This window comes from Pseudomonas sp. P179, assembly GCF_000478485.2.
Taxonomy (GTDB): Bacteria; Pseudomonadota; Gammaproteobacteria; order Pseudomonadales; family Pseudomonadaceae; genus Pseudomonas; species Pseudomonas aeruginosa.
Genome location: NZ_KI517354.1, coordinates 5058994 through 5085901, shown reverse-complemented (window position 1 = coordinate 5085901; position 26908 = coordinate 5058994). Strand labels below are relative to the sequence as shown.

The window sequence follows — 26908 nt, the reverse complement described above, 5'->3', positions numbered from 1 at the left end:
CCTCCTCGGACACCGTGGTTCAACATGGCGATGCCTCAGCACACCAGCACCTCGCCCAATTGCCAGACCTGGGCGGCGAACCCCCAGCCAGTGGCTGCGCCGGCCATGACGATACGATCGCCGGGGCGGATCTTGCCCTCGCGCAGGCCGGTCATCAGGGTGTACGGGATGGAAACGGAGATCATCACGCCGGTATCGCCCATCGTCAGTTGGTACTGCTCAGGACGGGCACCGATGCCCTCGGCCCAGGCCTTGACCAGGAACGGCGCTGGCTGGTGGAAGACGAAATAATCGATGTCATCGCTGCCCAGGCTGGCCTTTTCCAACGCCCGGCGCATCGCGATCGGCACGTTGGTCGGGACGAAGCTGGCCATCTTGTTCTGGCCGTCGCTGAACAACGAGAAATACAGCCGCGGCTTAGCCTCGCCGGTCGGGTTTTCCGGCAGGCGCCAGCGACCGGTGGCCACTTCATAGAACGTAGCGTCGCTGTGTTCGGCCGAAGCCAGCAGGTCGCAGCTGTCATCGTCGCCGCGGGTCAGCAGGGCCACCGCGCAGCCATCGGCGAACAGGGTCGAGGTACGCGAGGTGAAGTCGAGCAGGTTGGAGATGTACTCGCTGCACACCACCAGCACTTTCTCGGCCTTACCCTGGCGGATCATGCTCGCTGCCAGGCGCAGGTTGAGCAGGAAGCTGGCGCACTCCATCTGCGAATCCAATGGCAGCGCCCGACTCAGGCCGAGCTGCTTGGACAGCACGTTGGCCATGCGCGGGTAGAGACGTCCGCGCAGGTCCGGCAGGACATCGCCGGCGTCGGTCATGATCGGCGAGGAAGCCGAACAGATCAGCATGTCCACGCTATCCGGCGCGGTATCGCTGCTGCGCAGCAGGCGCTCGGCGGCCCGGACCACCAGGCTGAACTCGTTCTCGCCGTTCCGCGGGTCGAAATAGCCCCGCCGATTGACGCCCCAGAATTGCCACCAGGACTCGCTGAGGTCCGGTACCGCAGCGAACACCGGATCGTCGTTTTCGTAGCTGCGAGCCGGAAGTTCACAGGTGATCGCTGCCAGTTTGACCTTATGCATGAGCTTCTCCCGCCAGTTCCAGGGTCACGCCCTCCACCACCATGCCGAACGGATCGAAGCTGATCAGCAGCAGTTCATCCAGACGGTCGCGCTGTGCCGCGCGCAGTTGCGACGCCAGTTCGAACGGCCCCAGGCAACGACCATCGGGCCGTCCCTGGCCGAACCATTCCTCGCGCACCCAGTTCAGTTGCGGGAAGTCCCCGGCCAGACGGGTGAATCCGGCGCGTACCGCTTCGGGCAATCCAGGTTGGGCCGGCAGGTTGAGGTGTCCCTTGACGTCGCCTACCTGGCGAATATCGGTATTCAGCGGAATGCTCAGCGGCAGCCATTCCTGCGCCGGATCACCGCCCAGCGCACCGCGACGGAACGCGGCCTTGCCGGTCGGCCGGCAGAGCAGCGCCAGGGCGCCGTCGGCAAGGGCGAAGCCGGACTCGCTGTCCACTTCCAATCCCTGGCTGGATTCGCCGCGCACGACCAGGACGTTGCGATAGCCCTGGTCGCTGGCGAGGGTATCGACCACGTAGAGGGCGCGGGCCAGGCTCGAGTCGGTGAGGTCGAAGACATGCGCGCGATTCGCGCCGAGGACCTTCTGCAACGGATGGCCAATCTTCGGCGCCATGATGTCGCGGTTCTCGATCAGATGGTCGGGAGACAGGGCGAGGCCGACGATCAGGTCGATCTCCTCGGGCTTGACCGCCGCCTCGTCCAGGGCTTCGCGAACCGCCGGCAGCAAGCGCTGCATCAGCATCTCGTCGCCCTGGGCGCGAGGGCGTTCGCCTCCCAGCGGCCCCTCCAGACACACATAGGATGGGGGCAGGTTCACCCCCACAGCCTGAATCAACATGCCCGTTCCTCCGGAAGGTTGTCGTGATAAAGGGTGTCGGCCAGGTGGCGCAGCTCGGCGCGCGCCAACTTGCCGTTGTCGTTGCGCGGCAAGGCCGGCAGCACATGCAATTGGCTGGGCAGCATGTGCGAGGGAATCTGTTCGGCGAGATGCTGGTCGATGCGCTGCGCCAGCAGGATCTGGTTGTCGTCCAGCGGAGTGGCCAGGGTGACGAACAGGGTCGGACGCAAGCCGTCGTGCAGCCGGCAGGTAGGAACCAGAACCGCCTCGCTCACTTCCGGCAGATGACGGCAGATCGCCTGCTCGACCTGGGTCGGCACCACCCAGCGGCCATTCACCTTGAACAGATCGTCTTCCCGCCCACAGTGACGGTAGGCACCCGACTCGTCGCGCTCGAACAGGTCGCCGGTGCGGTACCAGCCACCTGCGAAGCGCGCCTGCTGCTCTTCGCTGGCCCGCCAGTAACCCGGACTCAGCCCAGGGCCACGCACCAACAGCACGCCTTGCCGGCCCGCTTCCTCGATAGTGTGTCCTTCGCGGTCCACCAGCCGGCACTCATAGCCAGGCAACGGCAGCCCGGTGCTGTCGGCACGCGCCTGGCCCGGGCGGTTGGCGAGGAACACATGGCCGACCTCGGTAGCCCCGATGCCGTCGCAGATCTCCAGCCCGTGCGCGGCCCAGAATTCGAACTCGCCGCGCGGCAGCGGCGAGCCGGCGGAAAACGCCAGGCGCACGCTGCTCAACAGCTCCCTGGCCTGCGGACGCAGCGAGGCATAGATGGCCGGCACCCCAAACAGGACCCGGGGGCGGAAGGCGACCAGGTTCTCCAGAACCCGCTCCGGGCTCGGCCAGGTATCGTCGAGCAGCGCCGAGGCTCCGCTGAACCAGGGAAAGAACAGGCTGTTGCCCATGCCATAGCCGAAGAACATCTTGGGAATCGAATACAGCCGGTCTCCCGCCTGCAATGCCAGCAACTCCGTAGCGAACGCCCGGCAGAAACCGAGCGTGTTGCGCAGGCTGTGCATCACCCCCTTGGGCGCCCCGGTGGAACCCGAGGTGTATTGCAGGAAACAGGCTGCCGCCGGGTCCTGGCGATGGAAGGCACTCCAATCGAGGTCCGCAGGACCGACCAGCGCGTCCAGCGAGAAATCGTCGAGCAAAGGGCGTCCGGCGGCCGCACGCAGGGTCAACGGCGCCAAAGGACCGCTCAGCGACGGTGCATCGGCTTCACGCACCACCAGGCTGGCCTGGCAGTCGGCAGCGATATCGGCCAGGGCCTGCTCGCGGGACTTGGGATTGATCACGGCGGGAATGGCGCCGACCGCGATGCAGGCCAGGAACAGGCAGGCCAGCGAAGGCGAGTCGTTCAACGCCAGCACCACGCGATCGCCGGGCTTGAGCAGGCGGGCCAGTTGGCTGGCCTGGGAGAGAATGTAGGTCCGGCATTGCAGCCGGCTGAGAGTCTGGCCCCGATAGTGATAAACGGCGGTATCGGGATCGAAATCGAGGCGGAACAGAACCTCGGTCAGGTTGGCCAATGTGGACATGACAGAACGTTCCCTCTTCAGCGATATGCATCCGGATCAGGAGATACCTGAGCCAGAGCGCTTGCTTTGTCAGGAACGGGAAACTAGCGGCGCTGGGCGAAGCGCGATATTCGGAGTCCGAACGAAAAAGTTTCGGGGAGAAGAACCACGGGCTTCGTAGGCCGCGGCAATCGGCGCGAACCAAACCGCGAGAAATTTGGCACACCCACCGGGCTGCGCGGGATCCGAGAACGGCAACCAAGCAAGAAGGGCGGCAGCCTTTTTACGCAAGAGCCCATTGGCCAGACAAAAACCGTTACAACCCTTGCTCGAGGCCTCGTCCGAACCCATGAGATGGCAAACCAATGACAACCCACTTTGCTCGGCAAATCGCCTCCCAGATCTCACAGTTCGAGGCGCTCGACCTGGGCTCCAAGGGGCGACGGCATGCCTGGAAGCAGGCGGCCATCCATCGGGCCGATAGCGCTCCGCCCCGCCTCGCCTGCCATTTGCAGGCTTCCCTGTTGAAATCCCATTGCGTAGTACACTGGGCGAGCCTGCCGAAGAGGACACCTACATGCCCCATAGCTACAGGAAAATGGAATCGCCGGTCGGGACACTGACCCTGGTAGCCAGGGACGATGCCTTTCTGGTCGCGATTCTTTGGCAGCATGAGCGTCCCAACCGAGTACCGCTGGACGAGATGCGGCTCTCCGAGGACAGCTCCCTCCTGGCGGAAACCGAACGCCAGTTGCGGGAATATTTTTCCGGCAAACGTTCCCGGTTCGAACTCCCGCTCGACTTCCAAGGTACCGAATTTCAGAAAAAGGTCTGGTCCGCCCTGCTCACCATTCCATTCGGCGAGACCCGCAGCTATACGGAAATAGCCGTGCAGATCGGCAGCCCCAACGCAGTACGGGCGGTTGGAGCCGCCAACGGACGGAACCCACTGTCCATTGTTGCACCTTGCCATAGGGTGATCGGAGCCTCTGGCGGCCTCACCGGTTTCGCCGGTGGGTTGGCCGCCAAGCAGTGGTTGCTGCGTTTGGAAACCCGAGGCAGGACACCAGACCTGTTGAGCATGATCGAGGACGAGTGAGCTGCCGCTTGCCCTCGCGCCCGGTGTTCACCGGAAAAATCCTCGCCTTTTGACTTGACCCGACTACAGCGGTGACATTTCAGATCGAGGACCGACGGCAACTGAGCGCAACTCGTTCGTAAGTCAGGTCCTTGTTCCTGGGCGGCAACTGATAGTCGACGGAACAGGAGCCATCGCTCCAGCGAATGGACAGGCGCCCCTGGTCCTCGATACCGAACACCAGCAAACGGGACAGGTTGTCGACCATTCCCACGACCCGCTCTTCCTTGTCGTATGCCTGTGCACCGAAGGGAATCTTTCCTCCAGAGTCCATGCTCAGGTCGAACTGCACCCGCCGACCGGACTCCGCGGAGAAACGCTTGGCGATCACGGCGCCCCGGGTCGGCACGGCCATTTGCGTGCTGTCGCTGATCTCGGTATCGCTTCCAAGGGTATTGGTATCCAGGTTCACCCAGTTGTAACGATAGGGTTGCATGTAGGGGAGCACGGCATAGCCACGGCCGTCGGTGCGAACCGAAGAGTAGCCGTCGAGGCCGACGCCGCCGACCTCCGGAACCTCCACCAGGCCAAACGTTTCCCCCACCGGCTGGCCGAAGGTCACTCCCCCCGAATGCACCACTACCGAACCGCTTGCTCCCAGGTTGATCTGCTTGTTGTCGCGCCCCTGGCTGTAATTGGCGGACAACTTGGCCTTGGACGTGTCCCAACCCAGGCCGACGCTGCCGGAGTTGCCGCCGTCCTTGCTGTAGTTGGCCTGTGCGCTGTAGTTGAACGCATTGGCTTCATCCAGGTATCCGGAGATACCGGTGTTCAGACTCGAATCACCATGCTGTGAACTCACGGCATTGGCATATACCTGACTGGAGCGTGCGCTACCGCCCAAGGGGATGCTGACGGAGGCCGTGAACTGGGTATCGGAGCGCCCGAACGAACCCGTCTCCTGGGTACGGGAAACCGCCAGGCTATAGCTCGCGCGCTTGATGCCGCTGCTGAAGCCGAACTGCACGCGACGGCTGCTGCCGGGGCGATTCCAATATGTGGTTTCGCCCGCCGTGAGATAGAGCGAACTGCGTCGGAACAGCGTCTGGTTCACCGTCAGGTCTATGCGGCTCTTCTGCCGACTGGAACTTGAGCCATAGAGGTAGCTCTCTTCGGACATGTCGTCGATATGCTGGCTGAGAGTACGGTAGCCTTCCGTGGAATAGCGATAGCCCACCACGGTAAAGCTGGTTTCGGTGGCGTTGATGGTCTTGGAATAGAGAAGCCGCAGACTCTGTCCCTGGTTGCGCCCACCCCGCCGCGTGCGGGACTGGCTATGGGTCACGTCCGCAGAAAAACCGCCCAGGGGCGTGTTGAAGCCGAGGCCCAGGTTGGTGGCATTGTACTTCTCCGCAGCGAGCAGGCCGCCAAAGCCGGTAACCCTGTCGGACAAGCCATACACAGCCGACCCCTGGAGCAGGTTGACCGACGGCTGGCCATCATTATGGTACTCACCGGCGGCCAGGCCATAGCGCAGGTTCCCCTTGCGGGTCATGACCGGCAGGTAGGAATAGGACTGCTTGAAGGACCGCTGGCGTCCGTCCGCCTCGATGATCTTGACCTCCAGGTCGCCATTGGAGCCGCTGGGATAGATGTCGGTGATCTCGAACGCACCGGGCGGTACGTTGGTGGAATAGATCACGAAGCCATTCTGGCTCACCTCGACCGTCGCATTGGTTTCAGCGATACCGCGCACCACCGGGGTATAGCTGATCTCGTTGTCGGGCAGCATGCCGATATCGGATTGCAGTTGCACGCCGCGCATACGCACGCTCTCGAAAGCATCCCCCTGAGCGGAGGTATACAACTCGCCGAGGGACAAGGTCCCCTTCAGGGCACGAATGTCACGTTCCACATAGGTACGGTTGCTACTGAACTTGTTGCGCATGCCGGTACCTCCGCTCAGGGAGGAGTCGTTGCGCAGACGCCAGCCAAACAGGTTGAAGCCGTTGCGCAGGCCCAGGTAGCGATAATCGCTGTTCTGGCCAAAGTTGGTGTTGCGCGTGAAGTTGGCCTGGTAGTTGGAAAACAACGCGGTGACACCGTCATCCCAAAGAGAGGGATCCACATAGCCACGCGAGTGCCGCTGTACATACAGCTGTGGAATGCTGACCAGCAGGGAAAGGCTGTTGACGTCGAACTCGATGGATGCACCGGGGATGAGTTCGGCGACATTCAGGGGCGTATTGTTTTCCAGATTATCCGGAATGAGTTTGTCTCGCGTCAGCCGGGCGATATCGACCCCGATCTCCTTGAGCAGCCCTACCCGGACGACCGGACGAACGCTTCCGGTTTCGGGATCGGCACTGAACACGACATCTTCGCGCCGGATCATGATCTGGTTCAAATGAATGTCGACGCTGTAAGTGCCGGGCGACACCGAGTTGCCGTTCTCGAAATACTTCAGTTCAACGGGCGCCCCGCCCTCGTTGTTCAGGAACTCGGCGTTGAATTCCACCGCGAAAGTTACGGCAGGCAAAGCCAATCCCAAGGCCATGAGACAGGAAGACCTGGAATAGACGGACAACTCGAAGTCGAACTTTTTCCTAAATATGGCCACGCGAATATTCCTTGGACTAATTTCCGACAAAACGGAAACACCCATCCATAGGGGAAGTTAAGAGCAGTTCTTCTGCTCTTCTACTCTGCTCTTCTGAGCTTCAGTCGGATAAGGAGCTGGAATGTTTATCGAGTCCGCCATAGTCATTTACGCTCTGGAACTCGACATTTCCAGAAACGCCGGATGGAGTTCCCTTGATTTCGAATCGGCGACTCGACTTCGGCGCGACCATGTCGGCATCAACAACATAGTAGGCATTGCCAGCTTTTAATTTCACGCTGGCTAAAGAGACATGAAACGCAGTATCGTTGGAAACTTCGACAACCGACTTTCCACCTTGACGGACAAGACGCCAGCTCAACTTTCCAGGCGCTTCGGCGGAAGTTCCCGACAAGTTATCGGGGCGGTAGAAGACCTTGATACGCTGGCGCAAAGCTATCTGCAACGTATTAGCCGAGGCAGATTTTTGCGGAATTTCCTGGACGTTCAGGCGGAATACGGATTCCCTGTCGCTCGGCAAGCCCTCCCCTTGAAACAGGATACGCAGGGTTTGCTGCTTGTTGCCTCCCAAACGACTGAGGGCAGGCGTGATGACAAACGGAACCTCACGTTTATCTGCCCCATTATCAGCCTCTACCCAGGATTGAATCATCACGTCCTTGGAAGCCTGGTTCCTGACCAGGATCGCAGCCTCCTTGGCAGGCGCCTGCAGAACGACCCGGGTTCCTCCCAGTGTGATTCCCGCATTGGCCAGGGTGGAAAAAAGCAAAAGGATGCCACCCCAGATAACTCTGGAAGAAAATGGATATTTCATGATGAACTCGCACCTCATGGAACGGGGTATATACATACCCCGCCCACGTAGCAGAACTTAGTTGTATTCCAGGGTGAACGGCAGGGAGCCGTCGGCACTACCAGCCGTAGGAGCTACGGAGCCGGATTTGACATAAGCGGCACGCAGATTCAGCTTGGCACTGTAGACAGTGATGTCATTGCCTTCGCCATCTTTTTGTACCTTGGAATCCAGGGGCGCATCGATGGTCTCGTTCGCCGACAGGTTCAGCAGCTTGCCATCGGATCCATAGATACCGATGCCGACACCGGTGGCGGTGCCGACGGTTTTCAGCAGGCTCTCATTGTTCGGGTCAATAGTGCTCCCAGACATCGGGTTGAACTTCAGCTTGACGGTGGTCAGGCCGGTACCGGTCTTGCCACAGTCCAGGTTCAGGTTCAGGCTGGTACCACCGGCGATGCTGCCGCCCGCGGTGCCGCCCAGCGAGTCGATGCTGATCTTGCCAAGGTTTACGTCGATGGTCTGGTTGCCCGCAGCACCGCCAACGGTGGTGCCGGCACCACCAGTGATGCTGCAAGCGGCCGCGGTGATTTCACCTTTGAAATTGATGGTGCCGTCTGCCGCCATGGCATTGCCGACGACCAGGCTGGCTACTGCGGCAGCCAGAATGCTTTTCATGGAAATGGACACGATTGAGCTTCCTTTTGACAGTGAAAGTGTTGCGATTTTTGAACTCTATAAGAGCCAGCAACATTCTCCGAAAAGCCGAATAGAACGACAACGAAGCACTTCCCAGGCAATCGTGTGAAATCTCCCCAGTGCTTGTATGAAGTTTCCTACAAGCGGAAAAAACCTCGTAGTTAAAAACCCTCCGACACCATAAGCCCGCTACCACTAATAGCCAAACAAAATGAACGATCCGAAAGAAGCGCATCAGCTTCGATAACGCCTCTTATATAGAAAAATGAAAAACCAAGACAAACCAAAGCAAACCCAGCAGGCTCCCAATTATCCCATTACCCCAGCAGCAGGCGCGGAGCTTACGGGAACGGGAAATCCATGCTGGAGAATAGATGCGATTCAGGTTAAGGAGAAACCTGAACAACTTCTGAAACCTCTATCTGGTCCGATCTCTAGAGCTTTGCCAATTCGGTTGAGATACTGATTTCGAACGCACTTAGTTTGCCTTCCAATGAAGAGGCCAGATTGGCTATCCGCTCGGAAGACTCCGATGGGTTCTGGCAAGCCTTTTCAAGGCAGGAACAAGACTCGACCAATAGGCTGCTGCCCACCACCCTCGCAGCCCCTTTTATCCTGTGCGCAAGTTCGGCCACTCCTTGCAGGTCTGCGAGTTCAAGCAATTCCGCCAACCGAGTACGATCATCCCGACTGCTGGCCAATAAAGTTTCCAGCAACCGCTGCAATGCAGCCGGCTCGCCGCCGGTAATGGCCTCCAGCGAACGAATGTCGAAAAGACTTTCCATCGGCGATTCCGAACCAAGCTCTTTCATACAGACTCCATCGATATGCTTAAAGGAAGGTCACTGCGCGTTGCGCTGTCCCGCCTGCGGGACTCCAGGCATCCGTAGAACGACAAGGCCGTACATGCCGTCCGGGCCAGTTATCCGCAAGCAGCATAAGGGAATTGCCTCCGCCTCTGCCGTCCAAACAGGGGAGCATCGCTTGTTGCGTCTCCTCGAACGGACCCAAACGGCCCTGGAAACGCTCATGGCCGGCACGGAGTCTACCTTTGCCAGCCGACCGCAGCCGGCCCGACCGCTCGTTTCGGGGAGGGAAACTCCTACGGTAAGTCTGTGCGAAGAGGCGTCATCGGTTGCGACCGCCTGACGGTTCGAAGCGAACCTGGCGGAGGAGCCATCGCTGCGACAGGCGAGTCTGGGTTACGCGCAGGTCGCGATGAAACAGCGGCATAAGCCACTATTGGCGCACACAGGCATACGAGGAAGACGCAGGGAACACCTGGTTGAAAACCAGCTCTACAGATCATCGAGCGCCGAGGGTTCTATCTATGGCAAATCCATTGGACGGCTTGCACGACGCGGACCACGCGAAGGCCGAAAAAACGGAAGGAAGGATGCCATCGGTCAGCGATCCCAGGGCGCTTGCCCGTCTTCTGGAATTGATACTGTCCACCGCCCAGGCCGGTCTCGCCTTCTCCAAGGACCGCTTCGACATCGGACGCTTTCGCGCGCTCCAGCATGCCGTCGCCGAATTCATCGCCAGCGACCAGGGGGTAGCGTACGAACGGGTCGAGAACTGGATCGCTCTGGACAGCCACTACCCGACCCCGAAACTGGACGTCCGTGCGTTGATCCTCGACTCGCAACAGCGGGTTCTGCTGGTTCGGGAGGCCTCGGATAGTCGCTGGACCCTACCAGGCGGCTGGTGCGACGTAAACGAGTCGCCGGCAGATGCGGTAGTTCGCGAAACCCAGGAAGAAAGCGGACTGGAAGTTCGAGCGATACGCCTGTTGGCATTGCTGGACAAGCACAAGCATCCCCACCCTCCCCAACTGCCGCATGCGTTGAAAGCCTTCTTCTTCTGCCACGTCACCGGTGGCAGTCTTCAGCAACAAACGGACGAAACGTCGGCGGCCGAGTACTTCACGGTGGACGCCTTGCCGCCGCTTTCCGAGCACCGGGTACTGGCCTCGCAGATCCAGACGTTATGGCAGCGAATCCACGCGGAAACGCCAGAGGCGCTTTTCGACTAGCCCCCCGACCTCATGGAGTCATCGCGCGGCAGACGGCCTGACCCTAACGACGTCCAGCAGGCGTACCCGGCAAATCGACCGGCCAGTCGACGAGCGCCTGCCGCCCTCCCCCATCGCCGGCAGCTTGATGCCGCCAACAGCGGCGCAGCGTGCCTTCCGAGCAGTAAAGCCGGCCCGTCGTTCTCGTTCGAATGCGTGGCGGAGCGCACCCGAGGCGCCAGCCATCGACCATCCCGAACGTGCCGATAGAGCGAACTCCGAGCGAGTTCCCCCGCTTCGTCCATAGCTCATCCGTGCTAGTCGACCCTCACCTTGGGCTGCACCTATGATTCGTCCCTTGGATGACCCTCCGCGGTCGGGAACAAGACACTCAAGGACGAACTCATGGGCAAACCATTCCTTCACGCTCGGCGCTGGCTGCTGCCGCTCACCTTCATCTGCACGGCAACGACTGCGGTCGCCGAAAGCACCGGCGACTACTGGATCGTCTACGGCAAGGGCGAACGCTACAACAACGAGGTATTCGTCGCCAACGCCACCGGCATCTTGCAGCAACCCAAAGGTATCCAGTCGGCGCAGATCATCCAGCTATTCGAAGACCGGTCGATGCCGACGCTGACGGCCTACGAGGTCCAGTTCAAGTGCAAGGAGCGCAGGGTTCGCTTCGACAACGCGCGCGCCATGCGCCGCATCGACAACGTCATCACCAACGTGAAAACCGTCGACGGCTGGATCGACCCGGAGAAATACGATTATTGGCTGCAACGCTCGTTCGCCTTCGTCTGCGCCCCGGCCATCCGCGACAACAACCAGATGTTGCCGCTGGGCAAGATGCCCATTGCGCGCATGGTGCAGACCGTCCAGGCAATGTTCGTCGAACTGCAGGGCGTCCAGGCCAAGAAACAGACCATGCGCGATCTGGATGCGATGCTCGGCAACGAGTAGAAATGAAGGAAGGCGGCTTGCCGCCCTCCTCCGGAGCGCCACGGAGCAGGTCAGCGGCATGCCGCTCGCAGCGTCCTGCCGGCCGTAGCCAGCGCCGCGACGAATAGCCAGAATGTGTCTCTATGCGAGGAGCGCGCGGAGCTGCGCGGGGACCTCCATGACTTCGCGGGTATCCGGGGAGACACAGACCTGCGTCAGGCTCGCAGTGAACGCCACCACGTCCGGCGAAAGACGTCCTTCGACTGAAAACGAGAAAGAATGCGTCCCCACGTTCGACACGCCCACCTGCATCGTGAGCTCGTCGTCCCAGGTGACCGGATGCAGGAATTCCAGGGAGAACGCTCTCGCCGGGGGAAGAATCCTGAACCCCAGGAGGGTTCTGAGCCCCGGGCCGCCCAGCCAGACCCCGAGCGCCTCCTGCACCGCTTCCAGCACAAAGTATGAAAAACGTGGCGTATAGACGATCCCTTCGGGATCACAGTCGCCAAACAGTACCGTTCTCTTTATGAAAACCGGGGTCGGCATCGGGTCACTCATCCGGTCGCCAGGAAAGGAACCTCACTCTATGGGAGTCCCGGTCCGCTGACAAATCCTCGGATAGCCGTGCACCAGTTCACCAGGCTGCGCGGGGTCTGACAGGAACACGCCAGAACGAACGGGAAAGCGGCTGCCAGTACCGATATGACTGGCGGAAGCGCGAAACCGGCCTTCTTCCCGATGTCGATAAGGATAAGAGTTGCGGTGCGCTGGGGATGAGATATCCGGACTGCGGAAACAGAAAAGCCCGCCTTGTCGGGCGGGCTTTTCATATCGACTCGGTCGATTCTGGCCAGTTTCCTGGCCAAGACATACTGCAGCTCCGAAGCTAAAGTTGTGAGCTCTACGGAGATCTACAGAAACTCCTTTCTAATATGGTGGGTCGTGTAGGATTCGTGACCTGCCCCCAGTTTTAGTACCGCTGCCTAGTTAGTAGGCCCTGGGGTTGATATTAATTTTTCCTGCTTCAGCTGCTGCTGGCGAGTTCGCCAACTTGCAGCAAATTCTGCCGGGGCGAGATTGCCAATCGCGCTGTGCGGTCGGTGTTCGTTGTAATCCCGCCGCCAGGCCGCGGTGCGGATTCTCGCTTCGGCCAGCGAACAGAACCAGTGCTCATTGAGGCATTCGTCCCGGAACTTACCGTTGAACGACTCGATGAAGGCATTCTGCGTGGGCTTACCAGGCTGAATCAGCTTCAGCTTGATGTCGCGCTGATAGGCCCATTGATCGAGTGCCTTGCCGGTGAACTCGGGCCCCTGGTCGGTGCGGATCGCTTTCGGGTAGCCGCGAAACCGCGCCATCTCGTCCAGCGCCCGTGTGACGCGAAAGCCGCTGATACCGTGCTCCACCAGGATGCCGACCGACTCCTTGGTGAAGTCATCGACCACCGTCAGGCATTTGATCCGCCGCCCGGTGCTCAGTGCATCGAAGACGAAGTCCATCGACCAGACCTGGTTTGGTGCGCTCGGCAAACTCAGACGTTCGCGCTCCACCGCGATGCCATGGCGGCGGCGCCGCCGTTTCACCATCAAGCCGGCAGCGCGGTACAGGCGATAGATCCGCTTGTGGTTGACCTGCACGCCAGCACGCCGCAGCAGGATGTGCAGGCGGCGATAGCCAAAGCGCCGGCGCTCTTGGGCCAGTTCCACCAGTTGGGCTTGCAGCTCGGTGTTTTGCACACTGGCTCGCGGCTGGTAGCGCAACACCGAGCGGGACAGCCCGATCAACTGACAGGCACGACGCTCGGAGATGCCGGTTCGCGCCTGCATCTCCTGCACCGCCTCCCGCCGTGCTGTCGGGCTTACCCTTTTCCCCGAGCGACCACTTTCAGCGACTCGATGTCGAGGTGGGCCTCGGCGAGCAACTTCTTCAATCGGCTATTTTCCAGTTCAAGATCCTTCAACCGTTTGGCGTCCGCCACGGTCATACCGCCAAACTTGGCCCGCCAGGTGTAGAACGAGGCATCACTGAAGCCGTGTCGGCGACACAGTTCCTTCACCGGTACACCGGCCTCCGCCTGCTTGAGGAAGTCGAGAATCTGCTCTTCGGTAAAACGCTTTTTCACTGCCGTCTTCTGCTCGGAAAACGGACTCTACTAAGTTCGGCGTGGTACTGAAATCGGGGAGCAGGTCATATCTTCACCCTTGAATTGTGTTGCGGATCAAGTAGCTGAATTTTGCAGAGAGCATCACATACCCAGCGTGAATCTTGCGCGCATGAACTCGTTATCAGAGATACATGACTCTTAGGGAATATCCCGTGGGCTCAGCCAATCCCACTCCTGAATATCGAGTTTAAGCAACCGTGATTATTACCACTATATCACAGCGCATTGACGTGCCTTCTTAGTGTATTGCCCGCACATTGAAGCCATGGGGTTCAATTTCTAGAACTGAATCGGCACTGTTTCTGTACCACACTCACCAATGGAGAAGTCTAAATGTCCAATGACAACGAAGTACCTGGTTCCATGGTTATTGTCGCACAAGGTCCAGACGATCAATACGCATACGAGGTTCCCCCTATCGATAGCGCGGCCGTTGCCGGGAATATGTTTGGCGACTTAATTCAAAGAGAAATATATCTACAGAAAAACATTTATTATCCAGTCCGATCTATTTTTGAACAAGGAACAAAAGAAAAGAAGGAGATCAACAAGAAAGTATCTGATCAAGTCGATGGCTTGCTAAAGCAGATCACTCAAGGAAAAAGGGAGGCCACAAGGCAAGAGCGAGTCGATGTCATGTCGGCAGTCCTGCACAAGATGGAATCTGATCTTGAAGGATACAAAAAGACCTTTACCAAAGGCCCATTCATTGACTACGAAAAGCAGTCAAGCCTCTCCATCTATGAGGCCTGGGTCAAGATCTGGGAGAAGAACTCTTGGGAAGAAAGAAAGAAGTACCCTTTTCAGCAGCTTGTTAGAGATGAACTGGAGCGGGCGGTTGCCTACTACAAACAAGATTCACTCTCTGAAGCGGTAAAAGTGCTAAGACAGGAGCTCAACAAGCAAAAAGCGCTAAAGGAAAAAGAGGACCTCTCTCAACTGGAGCGGGACTACAGAACCCGAAAGGCGAATCTCGAGATGAAAGTACAATCCGAGCTTGATCAAGCGGGAAGTGCTTTGCCTCCATTGGTCAGTCCAACGCCAGAGCAATGGCTTGAACGTGCCACAAGACTGGTTACGCAAGCAATTGCTGATAAAAAGCAGCTGCAGACCACAAACAATACTCTTATCAAGAATTCCCCAACCCCTCTAGAAAAGCAGAAAGCCATCTACAATGGTGAGCTACTTGTGGATGAGATAGCCAGTCTACAGGCCCGCTTAGTTAAGCTGAACGCCGAAACGACACGACGCAGGACAGAAGCAGAACGCAAGGCGGCCGAGGAACAAGCGTTGCAAGATGCTATTAAATTTACTGCCGAATTTTATAAGGAAGTAACTGAGAAATTTGGCGCACGAACATCGGAGATGGCGCGCCAACTGGCCGAAGGCGCCAGGGGGAAAAATATCAGGAGTTCGGCGGAAGCAATCAAGTCGTTTGAAAAGCACAAGGATGCGTTAAATAAAAAACTTAGCCTTAAAGATAGGCAAGCCATTGCCAAAGCCTTTGATTCTCTAGACAAGCAGATGATGGCGAAGAGCCTTGAGAAATTTAGCAAAGGCTTTGGAGTTGTAGGCAAAGCTATTGACGCCGCCAGCCTGTACCAAGAGTTCAAGATATCTACGGAAACCGGGGACTGGAAACCATTCTTTGTAAAAATTGAAACACTAGCTGCTGGTGCGGCCGCCAGTTGGCTTGTGGGTATTGCATTTGCCACGGCAACAGCCACTCCTATAGGCATTCTGGGGTTCGCACTGGTAATGGCAGTTACCGGGGCGATGATTGACGAAGACCTTCTAGAAAAAGCAAACAATCTTGTAATATCCATTTAAAACCAAGCAAGGCCTCATTAAACCCTACGAGGCCTTTCCATACTTATAGAATAAAAAAACCATCCCCAAGGGAATTGAAAACAAATAACAAGACAAATAAAAGACTGCATACAAACCTGTTTTGGCAGGGGTTTCGGAGAAAAAACCCGTGACCCAGAACTCTCTTTCCGTATATTTTAAAGCGAAGTCTTCAACAAGCTTTACCGAGAAAGGAAACAGGATAGTACTGAGCCCAGCCACTACCAAGGGGTTAACTGATGCCAGGCTGGGAAATACGGAGCCTTTCCAAGCCACTAAAACAAAGAAGAAAGCTCCCCAGAAAAACTTAGCCCAATAGTATTTAAAGCTCAATTAGCACCCCGTTCTGTCTGACCTGAGTTCAACAAAGCGTTCTAAACGATTAGAACTTCTATCTTATCCATTTCTAACAACGATTCCCACCTAGCTCCCTTTAGTAGGCGTAACATGAAAAACCTTCATCGCTCCTAATCCGTTTCCCTTACGCCTGCCTCGCTCACCCTCTGCCTAGTCATCGAGAAATCCCCTCCCCTGTTGCCGAGTATTTCCTGCTGAGGCATGGCGACTGGCCTGCCATTGTGTGCCCCATCATCAAAGGGGGTTTCAATGACCAGGCAGTTGACCACTCTCACGCTGTGCCTACTGCTCGCCAGCTGCACGACCCACAAGGCCGAGCCGGCTAGGCCAGCCTTTGACAGCAGCCGCAATCCAGACCTGCTCTCTCCGGACCTGTATCCAAACGGTGTGCAGCCGGAGAAAGAGCCCGTAGTGCGCTACGGGCGCTACACCCTGGTCAGCACCCAGCCTGATGCCGGTCAACGCGACCTGATGGCCCAGATCATCGACGTAACCATCCCGTCGAGCATGAACCCGAGCGTCAAGGACGCCATGCAGTATGTGATGAGCCGCTCGGTTTTTTTAAGATGTCCCGTTCTTCTTCAAGGCGACGCATTTGGGCCCGCAGCCGCAGGATTTCGCTCTTGGCTTCCAACAGTTCGCTGGCCTGTTTCTCCGACTTGTCGGGGGTCACAGCCTTTACCCATTTGTAGAGGCTGTGAGTAGAGACGCCGAAGCCCGCGGCGATTTCCGCGACTGAGTATCCGCGCTCGATGACCTGCCTAACGGCTTCGGCCTTGAATTCCGGGGTGAATCGCTGGATGCTCATGGACTTCCTCCTATGCTCAAAGCGTAGGCCGGGAATGTCTATCGTACCGGGGGTAGTCCACAGCCTCTACGGCGACGCGAAAGCGCGCTGGACGATCAATGAATACGCCGACCTGGAGTGCCCCTTCTGCAAGGTCTACACCCCGCGGCTTAAGCGCTGGGTAGACAGCCACACGGACGTGAACCTGGTTTGGCGCCATCTTCCCCTGCAGATGCATGGCGAGGCGGCCCGCCACCAGGCTCGCCTGGTGGAGTGCGCGGGGATCCAAGGCGGCGCTAAAGCATTCTGGAGCGCTATCGATGCGATCTTCGCTCAGTCGGCCGGCAACGGGGGCGGGCTGCCTGGCGGCACATTGGACTTTCCTGATCTGGACCAGGCTCGACTGGAGAAATGTGCGAAAGACATGGACCTGGTGGACCAGTTGATCAAGACGGACATCGACACTGCACGGTCGAACGGCATTACAGCGACCCCGACCCTCGTCATCCAGGACAACCAGACGGGACGAAGCGTGAAGCTTGAAGGCATGGCCGACGAGACCACGTTGCTGTCGGCGATAGACTGGCTAGCCAAGGATCTCTAGCGTCGCGCCAAGAGACTCTTGGCTAAGAAATCGGCGAGGATTCCAACATCCCTCTTTTGGGCCTCCAGGATGCCCTGCACTTCACCTGACAGAACCTCGACCTCCTCCCCATCCACAACCTTTACAATTCTCTTGCGGCCGGAGCTGGTGAGGCTAAGCCTCAACTCCATAGCCGGCCGGGCATTGATGTAAATGCTCTCGAGCAAGCGTTCCATGACTTCGACCACTCCTTAATATCAGTTAGCCACTCCCATACAGGGATTATGCCCTCTAGGACATGAGGGAGTCACCCCTAACGCTGCAAGCAGCAGTTCTGGATACGGACGGGCTGATGGTTTCCTGCTGCCCCATCGCAAGCGATCCTGTCTGCTGTCTATTCCTTCCTCGAACCGGTACAAGCCCGCACCTCTTCATCGCTTCCCCAAATGGGCCACCACGCCCCTGGCTATCGGCTTACTCTTGGTACTACTCACTAGCGCGTGCCTGACCTAACCAAGACTACAAAACGATAGGCGGTTCATCTTTCCTCATAACTTGAGGTTACTATTGAATCTCATCCAACCCTCAGGTTTAAGGAGATTGGTATGTTTATTAAAATTCTTCGAATTATATTCTTGTTGCCTATAGTTGGTTTGGCACAGCAGGCTGTTGCCTCCCCGCCCGCAGAGTCACACTCGGATGAACAATCTGAATCTTCGTGTATCGAGGTCCAAGTCAATGGAGCACGTAGCCTGTCTTACAACTGCATGGCTCAGCAAATGACTCCACCCAAACAGGATCCTCGGCGTCGGAACCCTACCTTGAACTCCACATTAGCGTCTGAACGCGCCACTCGCCTGCCACCCACACAGACAGGACTTTTTACCAGCCTTCATCAACGTGCCATATCGAACTCGAAAGACTAGCCCTCAGCCAAACGACTTCCAGCCTATGCAGGGCACTCTATAGAGTGCCCTGCAGCACATTCACAAGCTGAACACCTTGAAATATAAGCCTACTAAGGCGCATCCTTAGTTTAAAACCACATTTATTATTCCTGACACATTCTGGACCTCACCATACACTGCCCGCCCATCACGATAACTGTAGCTCATTATCACTGGAATCGTTATTTTGAATGCAGTGCAACTATAGTTTACAACAACAGATCCGCCATATGGCTCAACACCCAATTGAATGTCGGTCGGGCCGACCCATGACACATTACACCCTTGAGATGAATTCCCGGGTGTATTGTAACCAACACATCGTAGATCTGATGTTCCCCTGCTAACACCGTCTGGATAGAAATTGGCATAACGTGGAGCATAAAGATTTGCCCGGCAAGATGTTGTGAACTTCCTATCTCCGCTGGCAGAAACAGTGACCGTTCCTGGTGAAGGCATTGCCGAAATGATCATCCTTTGCAGAGGAGGGAGTGTAGGCGCTCTTTGACTCGACTTCATATTACTTGGAAGAATCGAACAAACTACAACATCTTCAACATCCACACCCTTTGAGACTTCCCCCAGACTTGTTATTTCAACTCCACCCTGCGCCCGACATATCTCACTTCCATCATTTGAGCCCTCATCAGCACACGCGAAATTGCTAGCCACCAAAAGTACAGTCGACATAACAAGTGATTTTTTCATTTTCAAAAAGACCTCTCCAGGCTAAAATTATTCATTCAGTGAATACCCAGCTCATTGGGCGGCTTTCGTATCAGCTTCTCTGATTCAAGAACACGACCTTCAATTGGATCGCAGTTCAGCCGATTCAACCTCACACTCCCCTCTTCATTATCATTAACTCCGGAAAGCTTTTGCTCTCTCTCAAAGCAGTGCTGCCCAATCTCATCCGATCCACCTCCAGCACCGACACACCCATAGATAAGAGCAATTAAAGAAAATAGAGAGAAGTACCTATATCCGACCCAACCACCCATCTTCATACCGCAAGAAAAATACAACATTTGCGTCACACCTTTGTAATTCTAAATAGTTACCCTTCACCTAGAAAAACCCTACCCCCAATTTCGCTTCAGTTCTGTTTCAGAAGACAACAACTATCTAATTCACTAGTAGGAATCTCAGCGCAGCCTTCCTGCCTCTTAGCAACAAAAATAACTGTTTCGGCAGTGTAGTGGTCTACTGATCCCGGACACCGATTTAGGCGAGAATCCTCGCCGTGAAAGAGGTGTCTGATGAGCAAGCAACGACGTACGTTTTCCGCCGAGTTCAAACGAGAGGCCGCGGCCCTGGTGTTGGACCAAGGCTACAGCCATATCGACGCCTGCCGTTCGCTGGGGGTGGTGGATTCGGCCTTGCGCCGTTGGGTGAAACAGCTCCAGGCGGAACGCCAAGGCGTGACCCCGAAGAGCAAGGCGCTGACGCCCGAACAGCAGAAGATCCAGGAACTGGAAGCCCGGATCAACCGGCTGGAGCGGGAGAAAGCGATCCTAAAAAAGGCTACCGCTCTCTTGATGTCGGACGAACTCGATCGTACGCGCTGATAGACCAGTTGAGTGAGCAGGAATCGGTGGAAGTGGTCTGTTCAGCTTTCGATGTGGCGCGGTCTTGCTACTACGTCCACCGTCTTCGACGTCGTCGGGTCGATGCTCGTCGCATTGTGCTACGCAGCCAGGTCAACCAGTTGTTCAGCCAGAGTCGGGGCTCGGCCGGCAGCCGCAGCATCCTGGGCATGCTGCGCGAAGAGGGCGTGACCATCGGCCGTTTCCGAGTGCGTAGGTTGATGCGTGAGCTGGGCCTGGTCAGCAAGCAACCGGGCTCGCACGCCTACAAACAGGCCACGGTTGAGCGGCCGGATATCCCGAATCGGCTGAACCGCGAATTCGCGACCGAGCATCCCAATCAGGTGTGGTGTGGCGACATCACCTACGTCTGGGCGCAAGGCCGTTGGCACTACCTGGCCGCGGTGCTGGATCTGCATACCCGGCGGGTGATCGGCTGGGCGTTCTCGGCCAAGCCGGATGCCGAACTGGTGATCAAGGCCCTGGACATGGCCTACGAACAGCGCGGCAAGCCACAGCAGGTGCTGTTCCATTCAGACCAGGGCAGCCAGTACGCCAGCCGCCTGTTTCGGCAACGGCTCTGGCGCTATCGGATGCAGCAGAGCATGAGTCGCCGAGGGAATTGCTGGGATAACTCGCCGATGGAGCGCCTGTTCCGCAGTCTGAAGTCGGAGTGGGTCCCGTCAACGGGTTACCTGACGGCGCAGGAGGCCCAACGGGACATCAGTCATTACTTGATGCACCGCTACAACTGGATCAGGCCGCATCAATTCAACGACGGGTTACCACCTGCGGTGGCCGAAGAAAAACTCAACCCACTGTCCGGGATGGGTTGACCACTACAGACATGCGTGCCGTGCTACATGCTAGAAGCCTGGCCCAAGGCGCGCTGGAGAACGTCAGGAAGGTGGATTACAGCGGCTCCCCGCAGGCCTCTGCCAAACCGAAGCCATGCGGGCAACCTCTCGCTCGAGTGGGTGAAGTACCGCCAGCGGAGGCCTGGACAGAGCTTGCTGAACCAAGAGAGCACACACCAGGGAAAGGCATTCAGGGAGGTCCAACCGCGTGGGAAGCAGAAGCGCTACCACAGCCACCTGACACCTTCGAGCAAAGCGTGCTGTTCACTCTGATGGCTCAACACTTATCGAACCGTGCCGCCTCGGCATCCGCGGCTCCCGCTGCAACAAGCGGATCAGGCGGATCAGGCGGATGGGGATCTGCCGCCCGAAGCAATCTCGCCTAGCGATACCGGTACTGAGGGCCGGCTACCGGACGAAAGGTAGCCGCGCCTCCCAGCAGATCGCTAGGCCTGTAGGAAAAATCTGGAATTACCGAGAGCGCCTGGATTCCAGCGCCGGCATGCTGGCAGAGCCGGGCAATTTCAAGGCCAATACCAAAGTACCCTCTGTAATCGCTGATTACGTCGGGAGCGCATTGCTACGCCTGCAGAATGGTTTCAGGGCCTTAGAAACAGAAAAGCCCACCTATAAAGGCGGGCTATTCCATATTGACATCACGTCAATGCGGGCCTAATGTTCGGCCCAGACGGCTGCAAGGCTAGAACGGTGCAACACCCCCTTCCTAGACCTACGCAACTCGCCCCTCAGAAAATGGTGGGTCGTGTAGGATTCGAACCTACGACCAATTGGTTAAAAGCCAACTGCTCTACCGACTGAGCTAACGACCCAACGCGAGGCGTATAATACTGATTTCTAACGTAAAAACAACACCCCTCGTGAATTTTTTTCAGAAATATGGCGTCGGGTCGGAAATACCAGCCGCCGCGAAGCCATCCGCACGCAGCCGGCAGCTATCGCATTTGCCGCACGCACGTCCCTGCTCATCGGCTTGATAACAGGACACCGTCAGGCCGTAATCCACCCCGCGCGCCACGCCCGCCTGGATGATCTGCGCCTTGGACAGATACTGCAGCGGCGCCTGGATGCGGAAGCCATTGCCTTCCACGCCCGCCTTGGTTGCCAGGTTCGCCATGCGCTCGAAAGCCTCGACGAATTCAGGGCGACAATCCGGATAACCAGAGTAATCCACCGCATTCACACCGATGAAGATGTCACGGGCATCCAGGACCTCGGCCCAGCCCAGGGCGAGCGAGAGGAACACCGTATTGCGCGCCGGCACGTAAGTCACCGGTATACCTTCGCTAGGCGACTCGGGCACCGCGATGCTCTCGTCGGTCAATGCCGAGCCGCCCATGCCATTGAGGTCGAGCCCTATCACCTTGTGCTCGATCACGCCCAACTGCCGGGCCACGCGCTCGGCGGCCTGCAGCTCGGCGCGATGGCGCTGGCCGTAGTCGAAACTCATGGTGTAGCAGGCGTAGCCGTCGGCCTTGGCCATGGCGACAACGGTGGCGGAGTCGAGGCCGCCGGAGAGCAGGATGACCGCTTTCTTCTGGTTCATGATGAATTCCTCGTCTCAATGGCCCGGTTCGTCGTTCCAGAGAATCTTGTGCAGTTGCAATTGCAGGCGGACCGGCAGGTTGTCGGCCACGATCCAATCGGCCAGTTCTCGCGCGCTGACCTGATGGTGGCTCGGCGAGAACAGGACTTCACCGGCACGCTGGTCGAGGCGGTACTCGATCAGCTTGGATACCGCCCAGTCGTAGTCCTCTCGCGAACAGACGACGAACTTCACCTGATCGTTGTCGGTCAGCAACGGGATATTTTCGTATCGGTTGCGTCCGACCTCGCCAGATCCCGGCGTCTTGAGGTCGAGAACCTTGCTTACGCGCGGGTCGACCCGTGACACGTCGAGAGCCCCGCTGGTTTCCAGGGAAACTTCGTAGCCGGCGTCGCAGAGCCGTTCCAGCAGAGAGATGCAATTCGGCTGGGCCAGCGGCTCCCCGCCGGTCACGCAGATGTAGCGGGGCTTGTAGGCGGCAACCCGCTCGAAAATGGCGTCCAGGCTAACGACGTCGCCGCCGCTGAAGGCATAGGCGGTATCGCAATAGTGACAGCGCAAGGGGCAGCCGGTCAGGCGCACGAAGACCGTCGGCAAGCCGGCGGTACGTGTTTCCCCCTGCAACGAGTAGAAAATCTCGGTGATGCGCAGGGTCTGTTGCATATTCAGCCACGGGCGTGACGACTGAACAGGTCGTCCGCCTCCGTTGCGGTAAATGAAGGAGCGCCACGGGACGTATCCTGTCGTGGCGCTCGAAATCCCGGAAGGTCTCGCGTGGAGAGGCACGAAGATCAGCCGAGCTGAAACCATGCAGCTTCACGGGGCGCCGATTCTAACGAAAAAACCCGCGACAGGCGCGGGTTTGTTCATCGGGAACGGGATCAGCGAAGGTTCTTGAGATCGCGCTGCGCCAGTTGAGCGGCCGAAGTGCCTGGGTACTGGGAAATGACCTGCTGGAGGATACCCTTGGCCTTGTCGTTGTTACCCAGGCGACGCTCGACGTCCGCCAGCTTGTACAGAGAGTCGGGCACCTTCTGGCTGCTGGGGTAGCTCTGGCTGACCCGCGCGAAGGCCTGGCCGGCACCTTGCAGGTCGCCCTTGGCCAGGTTCACCTCGCCGAGCCAGTACTGGGCGTTGCCGGAGTACTGGCTGTTCGGGTACTTGCGCAAGAAGGCATTGAACGCCTGGCTCGCCTTGTCGAAATCCTTGCTCTTTATCAGGTCGAAGGCCGCATCGTAGTAGAGCTTCTCCTTCGCCGGGTCGCCCGGCTCGCTGCTCGGCGCCGGTGCGTTGTTACCTGCGGGAGCCGCAGGCGCCCCATTGGCGTTGATGGCGCCAGCGGGTGCGGAATTCTGTGCAGCGGGAGCGCCACCACCGGAAATCCGACGGTCGAGGTCCTGGTAGCGTTCCAGGCTTTCCTGCTTGAGCTGCTGGATCTGGTTCTGCTGCTCCTCGAGCGTGCCACGCAGGCGAGCCAACTCGTCCTGCATCTGCTGGAGCTGCATGAACAGTTCGCCCTGCACGGAGGTGGGGGTTGTCACCCCACCTCCGGCAAAGGCGCCGCCGGCACCTGCCGTGCCATACCCGGAAGGAGGAACGTTGCCGCCATTGTTGGCGGCAACGCCGTCATACACAGGAACTTCCGCCCAGGCCGCTAATGGCAGGCTGAGCGCGAGGAACGTCAGGACACGCAGGTGCTTGGGCATAACGACTTCTTACTTCTTCAGCTCGACGCGACGGTTCTGAGCCCAGGACTGCTCGTCGTGGCCGGTAGCGACCGGACGCTCTTTACCATAGGAAACCAGTTCCAGCTGGGCCGGCGAAACACCCTGCAGCACCAGGTAGCGCTGAACGGCCTTGGCACGACGCTCGCCCAGAGCCATATTGTACTCGCGGGTGCCGCGTTCGTCGGTGTGGCCTTCCAGCACTACGCGCTGACCGCTGCCTTTCAGGTCTTTCGCGTGTACGTCCAGAGCGCGCATGGCTTCCGGCTTCAGGTCGGAGCTGTCGTACTCGAAGTAGAAGGTGGTGATCGCACGCAGAGCGGCTTCGTCGCTCAGGCTGCCGTCAACGGCACCGCTGTTGGCGCCATAGCCTGCGTTCGGGTCGACGCCGCCATTGGCACCTTCACCGGAAGCATCGCCGCCCTTGGAGGAGCAACCCACAGCCACAGCCATGGCCAGAGCCAGCGCAGCAAATTTGCCGAATTTCAGCATTTCCATCATGTAACTCCTAATGAACCCCAGTGTATAAGTTTGTAACCGTTGGCGACCGTCAGTTCAGGTAAGGGGACCAGGAAGGCTCGCGCACATCGCCCTGAGCGGTAGGGAGAGGTATCCGTACGCGTCCGTTGATGGATACGAGCATCAGCACGCCCCGGTCCTGCTGGCGGGTGGCGTAGATTAGCATGGTGCCATTGGGCGCAACAGTGGGCGAATCGTCCAGAGTGGTGTTCGACAGCACCCGCAGATTGCCGCGCTGGAGGTCCTGGGCGGCGATCTGGAAGTTGGTGTAGCCCTGCTGGCGGTGGACCATTACCAGGGTCTTCTCGTCGGCCGAGAGTTTCGGGTTGGCGTTGTAGTTGCCGATGAAGGTTACCCGGTCCACGGCACCGCTGTTCACGTTCATTTTGTAGATCTGCGGCTTGCCGCCACGGTCCGAGGTGAAGTACAGGGTAGAGCCGTCCTTGCCCCAGAAGGGTTCGGTATCGATCGCCAGGTTGTTGGTCAGGCGGCGCAGGGCGCGGCTGCCAAGGTCCATGACGTAGATTTCCGGGTTGCCGTCGCGCGACAGGACGAAGGCCAGGCGGTTGCCGTCAGGGGAGAATGCCGGAGCGCCATTCAGGCCCTCGAAATTGGTGATCTGCTCACGACGGCCAGTATCGACGTACTGGATGAAGATACGCGGGCGCTTCTGTTCGAAGGAGACATAGGCGATACGGCGGCCATCGGGCGAGAAGCGCGGCGACACGATGGGCTCGCGCGACTGCAGCAGGGTCACCGGGCGGGCGCCGTCGTAGTCGGAGCGCTGCAAGGTGTAGCGGGTGTTGTCGACCGAGAAACGCTCGGCGGTGACATAGAGCATCTTGGTGGAGAACGCGCCCTTGATACCGGTGAGCTTCTCGAACGACTGGTCGGCGATGTAGTGCGACATGTCGCGGAGCTGATCGGTGCTGCCGGTCACGCTGCCGGTCAGGACCTGCTGCTCGGTGCCGACATCGAACAATGCGTACTGCACCTGCAGGCGTCCGCCGGCAGGCACGATGTTGCCGACCATCACGTAGTTGACGCCAACTGCCTTCCAGTCACGGAAGATCACTTCGCTGGCCTGCGCCGGCTGGCTGATCATGTTCTGCCGGGGCAGCGGCTCGAAGTAGCCGGAGTTGCGCAGGTCGTTGCCGATGATATTGGACATGTCTTCCGGCAACACGTTGCCCCCCTGGAAGCCGAACGGCACCACGGCGATGGGAATGGCACGGTCGTTACCGCTGGAGATCACCAGCGGGTCGGCAGCCTGCGCAGCACCTGCCATCAGGGCCAGGGCGAACAGCGCAATGCGAATCAGGGTACTCACAGACTCAAATCCTCCGGTTTAAAGATGATGCGGCGCTGACGATACAGGCTGTCGAAGGTAGCCCGCGGCAATTGCTGCATCTCGGGAATACGGCCGACGTTGCGCACCGCCGCCACCGCCGAACTGTCGAAAGGCTTGTCGCCACTCGAACGGCTGACGCTGGCATTGGTGATGGTACCGTCCGGCAGCATTTCGATCAGTACTTCTACGCTCATTCCATTACGCGCCGATGGAGGACGCCGCCACTGCTGGCTCACCAGGTTGACGATCAGGTCGTCGAGACTGCCGGTGACCTCGCTGCCCACCTCGTCGGCCAGGGCCTGCTGGCGCTCGGTCGTATCCGAAAGCAACTCGGCCAATGCCTGCGCCTTCTTGTCCTCGGCAGCCTTGCGGGCTGCCGCGGCAGCGGCGGCGGCCTTTTTCTTGGCGGCCTCGACGGCGGCTTTCTTCTTCGCCGCTTCCGCAGCAGCCTTCTTCTTGGCCTCCTCGGCCGCTTTCTTCTTCGCGTCCTCGGCTGCCTTTTTCTTGGCGTCCTCAGCGGCCTTTTTCTTGGCCTCGTCCTCGGCGCGCTTCTTGGCTATGTCAGCCTGCTTCTTCTGTTCGGCGGCCTTGGCCTCGGCAGCTTTCTTGGCTTCATCGGCCTTTTTCGCCTCGGCGGCTTTCTGGGCCTCGGCCTTTCGAGCCTCGTCAGCCTTCTTTTGTTCCGCCGCTTTCGCAGCAGCGACCTGCTGCTGTTCCAGCTTTTGTTGCTCGAGTTTCTGCTGCTCGAGCTTCTTCTGTTCGAGCTGCTCGACTTCGTATTGCTTGGAGGCGGTCTTCTTCGCCTCGCCAGCGATCTTCTGGTTGGTCTGTGTCGTCGCCTGGCTCTTCGACTTGAGCTGGTAGAGCGTGGCCTGCACGATCGGCTTGGAGGGAGGAAGCTCCGGAGCAAACGCCCAGCTGACGAACAGCATGGCGAAGATCAGAACGTGCAGGACCACCGCCAGGACGACGGGCCAGAAATAACTCTCGGAAGGCGAGCGTTCGAACTGTTGCTTCAAG

23 protein-coding genes, 1 tRNA gene and 3 pseudogenes are annotated in these 26908 nt (G+C 58.4%); 8 read left to right on the top strand and 19 right to left on the bottom strand.

Annotation, left to right across the window (positions count from 1 at the left end):
• Positions 1-35 precede the first annotated feature (35 nt).
• From pqsC to pqsA, 3 genes are read right to left on the bottom strand one after another with little or no spacing between them, the layout of a single operon-like run.
• Positions 36-1082, bottom strand: a complete 1047-nt coding sequence (pqsC, locus tag HMPREF1224_RS35715; RefSeq protein ID WP_010793897.1) for a 2-heptyl-4(1H)-quinolone synthase subunit PqsC — start codon at positions 1080-1082, stop codon at positions 36-38.
• Positions 1075-1926 carry a 2-heptyl-4(1H)-quinolone synthase subunit PqsB gene (gene pqsB, locus HMPREF1224_RS35710; protein ID WP_003108611.1) on the bottom strand — a complete coding sequence of 284 codons (852 nt, stop codon included), beginning with the start codon at positions 1924-1926 and terminating at the stop codon, positions 1075-1077. The genes pqsC and pqsB overlap by 8 nt, the downstream gene beginning before the upstream one ends.
• The gene (pqsA, locus tag HMPREF1224_RS35705) at positions 1920-3473 is read right to left on the bottom strand and encodes an anthranilate--CoA ligase (RefSeq protein ID WP_003112552.1); all 1554 of its coding nucleotides are present in this window, start codon (positions 3471-3473) and stop codon (positions 1920-1922) included. The genes pqsB and pqsA overlap by 7 nt, the downstream gene beginning before the upstream one ends.
• 556 nt (positions 3474-4029) lie before the next feature.
• Between pqsA and HMPREF1224_RS35700 the strand changes: the two genes are divergently transcribed.
• Positions 4030-4551 carry a methylated-DNA--[protein]-cysteine S-methyltransferase gene (locus tag HMPREF1224_RS35700; protein ID WP_003086236.1) on the top strand — a complete coding sequence of 174 codons (522 nt, stop codon included), beginning with the start codon at positions 4030-4032 and terminating at the stop codon, positions 4549-4551.
• A gap of 79 nt (positions 4552-4630) precedes the next feature.
• Here HMPREF1224_RS35700 and HMPREF1224_RS35695 read toward each other — a convergent pair whose 3' ends face one another.
• The 4 genes from HMPREF1224_RS35695 to HMPREF1224_RS0112395 form a co-directional block, all read right to left on the bottom strand.
• Positions 4631-7150: a fimbria/pilus outer membrane usher protein gene (locus HMPREF1224_RS35695; protein ID WP_003123214.1), complete on the bottom strand. Its 2520-nt coding sequence runs from the start codon at positions 7148-7150 to the stop codon at positions 4631-4633.
• A gap of 100 nt (positions 7151-7250) precedes the next feature.
• Positions 7251-7964 (bottom strand): fimbrial biogenesis chaperone, encoded by a 714-nt coding sequence (locus HMPREF1224_RS35690; RefSeq protein ID WP_003123215.1) that lies wholly within the window; start codon positions 7962-7964, stop codon positions 7251-7253.
• Between the two features lie 57 nt (positions 7965-8021).
• The gene (locus HMPREF1224_RS35685; protein WP_004348355.1) at positions 8022-8633 is read right to left on the bottom strand and encodes a fimbrial protein; all 612 of its coding nucleotides are present in this window, start codon (positions 8631-8633) and stop codon (positions 8022-8024) included.
• Between the two features lie 443 nt (positions 8634-9076).
• Positions 9077-9454 (bottom strand): Hpt domain-containing protein, encoded by a 378-nt coding sequence (locus HMPREF1224_RS0112395; protein ID WP_003117019.1) that lies wholly within the window; start codon positions 9452-9454, stop codon positions 9077-9079.
• A gap of 584 nt (positions 9455-10038) precedes the next feature.
• Between HMPREF1224_RS0112395 and HMPREF1224_RS35680 the strand changes: the two genes are divergently transcribed.
• Together HMPREF1224_RS35680 and HMPREF1224_RS35675 are read left to right on the top strand one after the other, a co-directional pair.
• Positions 10039-10677 carry an NUDIX hydrolase gene (locus HMPREF1224_RS35680; RefSeq protein ID WP_003145564.1) on the top strand — a complete coding sequence of 213 codons (639 nt, stop codon included), beginning with the start codon at positions 10039-10041 and terminating at the stop codon, positions 10675-10677.
• Positions 10678-11061: 384 nt separating this feature from the next.
• Positions 11062-11622, top strand: a complete 561-nt coding sequence (locus HMPREF1224_RS35675; protein ID WP_003112558.1) for a hypothetical protein — start codon at positions 11062-11064, stop codon at positions 11620-11622.
• Between the two features lie 120 nt (positions 11623-11742).
• On the opposite strand, the gene HMPREF1224_RS35670 is transcribed toward HMPREF1224_RS35675, so the two are convergent.
• Both HMPREF1224_RS35670 and HMPREF1224_RS35665 read right to left on the bottom strand, forming a co-directional pair.
• On the bottom strand, positions 11743-12147 hold the full coding sequence (locus HMPREF1224_RS35670) for an acyl-CoA thioesterase (protein WP_003112559.1): 405 nt from the start codon (positions 12145-12147) through the stop codon (positions 11743-11745).
• Positions 12148-12584: 437 nt separating this feature from the next.
• A protein-coding gene (locus tag HMPREF1224_RS35665; RefSeq protein ID WP_086005743.1) for an IS3-like element ISPa32 family transposase occupies positions 12585-13723 on the bottom strand; the annotation gives its coding sequence in 2 pieces (ribosomal slippage) (positions 12585-13474 and positions 13474-13723; 1140 coding nt in all).
• A gap of 678 nt (positions 13724-14401) precedes the next feature.
• On the opposite strand from HMPREF1224_RS35665, the gene pyoS5 reads away from it, so the two are divergent.
• Positions 14402-15595, top strand: a complete 1194-nt coding sequence (pyoS5, locus tag HMPREF1224_RS46245) for a pyocin S5 (protein WP_094775651.1) — start codon at positions 14402-14404, stop codon at positions 15593-15595.
• Between the two features lie 24 nt (positions 15596-15619).
• On the opposite strand, the gene HMPREF1224_RS46240 is transcribed toward pyoS5, so the two are convergent.
• Positions 15620-15889, bottom strand: a complete 270-nt coding sequence (locus HMPREF1224_RS46240) for a colicin E1 immunity protein (protein WP_185957974.1) — start codon at positions 15887-15889, stop codon at positions 15620-15622.
• A gap of 330 nt (positions 15890-16219) precedes the next feature.
• Here HMPREF1224_RS46240 and HMPREF1224_RS46235 point away from each other — a divergent pair.
• Positions 16220-16543 (top strand): annotated as a pseudogene (locus HMPREF1224_RS46235) (pilus assembly protein PilL); the annotation flags it as partial.
• Here HMPREF1224_RS46235 and HMPREF1224_RS35650 read toward each other — a convergent pair.
• Positions 16521-16778, bottom strand: a pseudogene (locus HMPREF1224_RS35650) (transposase); the annotation flags it as partial. The pseudogenes HMPREF1224_RS46235 and HMPREF1224_RS35650 sit on opposite strands and share 23 nt — an antisense overlap.
• On the opposite strand from HMPREF1224_RS35650, the gene HMPREF1224_RS35645 reads away from it, so the two are divergent.
• The gene (locus tag HMPREF1224_RS35645) at positions 16777-17361 is read left to right on the top strand and encodes a DsbA family protein (protein ID WP_094775650.1); all 585 of its coding nucleotides are present in this window, start codon (positions 16777-16779) and stop codon (positions 17359-17361) included. The pseudogene HMPREF1224_RS35650 and the gene HMPREF1224_RS35645 overlap by 2 nt on opposite strands.
• Here HMPREF1224_RS35645 and HMPREF1224_RS35640 read toward each other — a convergent pair.
• Complete coding sequence (locus HMPREF1224_RS35640) at positions 17358-17576, bottom strand: hypothetical protein (protein WP_003112568.1); 219 nt, start codon at positions 17574-17576, stop codon at positions 17358-17360. The genes HMPREF1224_RS35645 and HMPREF1224_RS35640 overlap by 4 nt on opposite strands.
• A 1970-nt stretch (positions 17577-19546) precedes the next feature.
• Here HMPREF1224_RS35640 and HMPREF1224_RS35625 point away from each other — a divergent pair.
• Both HMPREF1224_RS35625 and HMPREF1224_RS45980 read left to right on the top strand, forming a co-directional pair.
• A protein-coding gene (locus HMPREF1224_RS35625; protein WP_086006801.1) for an IS3-like element IS222 family transposase occupies positions 19547-20709 on the top strand; the annotation gives its coding sequence in 2 pieces (ribosomal slippage) (positions 19547-19802 and positions 19802-20709; 1164 coding nt in all).
• A gap of 11 nt (positions 20710-20720) precedes the next feature.
• Positions 20721-21116 (top strand): annotated as a pseudogene (locus HMPREF1224_RS45980) (recombinase XerC); the annotation flags it as partial.
• A 368-nt stretch (positions 21117-21484) separates the two neighbouring features.
• On the opposite strand, the gene HMPREF1224_RS35615 reads toward HMPREF1224_RS45980, so the two are convergent.
• From HMPREF1224_RS35615 to tolA, 7 genes are all read right to left on the bottom strand, one after another.
• Positions 21485-21560, bottom strand: a tRNA-Lys gene (locus HMPREF1224_RS35615).
• Between the two features lie 59 nt (positions 21561-21619).
• On the bottom strand, positions 21620-22294 hold the full coding sequence (queC, locus tag HMPREF1224_RS35610) for a 7-cyano-7-deazaguanine synthase QueC (RefSeq protein WP_003111415.1): 675 nt from the start codon (positions 22292-22294) through the stop codon (positions 21620-21622).
• 15 nt (positions 22295-22309) lie between these two features.
• Positions 22310-22957 (bottom strand): 7-carboxy-7-deazaguanine synthase QueE, encoded by a 648-nt coding sequence (queE, locus tag HMPREF1224_RS35605; RefSeq protein WP_003112571.1) that lies wholly within the window; start codon positions 22955-22957, stop codon positions 22310-22312.
• A gap of 218 nt (positions 22958-23175) precedes the next feature.
• On the bottom strand, positions 23176-24000 hold the full coding sequence (ybgF, locus tag HMPREF1224_RS35600) for a tol-pal system protein YbgF (protein ID WP_003120698.1): 825 nt from the start codon (positions 23998-24000) through the stop codon (positions 23176-23178).
• A gap of 9 nt (positions 24001-24009) precedes the next feature.
• Complete coding sequence (pal, locus tag HMPREF1224_RS35595) at positions 24010-24516, bottom strand: peptidoglycan-associated lipoprotein Pal (protein ID WP_003111417.1); 507 nt, start codon at positions 24514-24516, stop codon at positions 24010-24012.
• A 52-nt stretch (positions 24517-24568) separates the two neighbouring features.
• Positions 24569-25867, bottom strand: a complete 1299-nt coding sequence (gene tolB, locus HMPREF1224_RS35590) for a Tol-Pal system beta propeller repeat protein TolB (protein WP_003112572.1) — start codon at positions 25865-25867, stop codon at positions 24569-24571.
• Positions 25864-26907 carry a cell envelope integrity protein TolA gene (gene tolA, locus HMPREF1224_RS35585; RefSeq protein ID WP_003117096.1) on the bottom strand — a complete coding sequence of 348 codons (1044 nt, stop codon included), beginning with the start codon at positions 26905-26907 and terminating at the stop codon, positions 25864-25866. The genes tolB and tolA overlap by 4 nt, the downstream gene beginning before the upstream one ends.
• Position 26908: the final 1 nt, after the last annotated feature.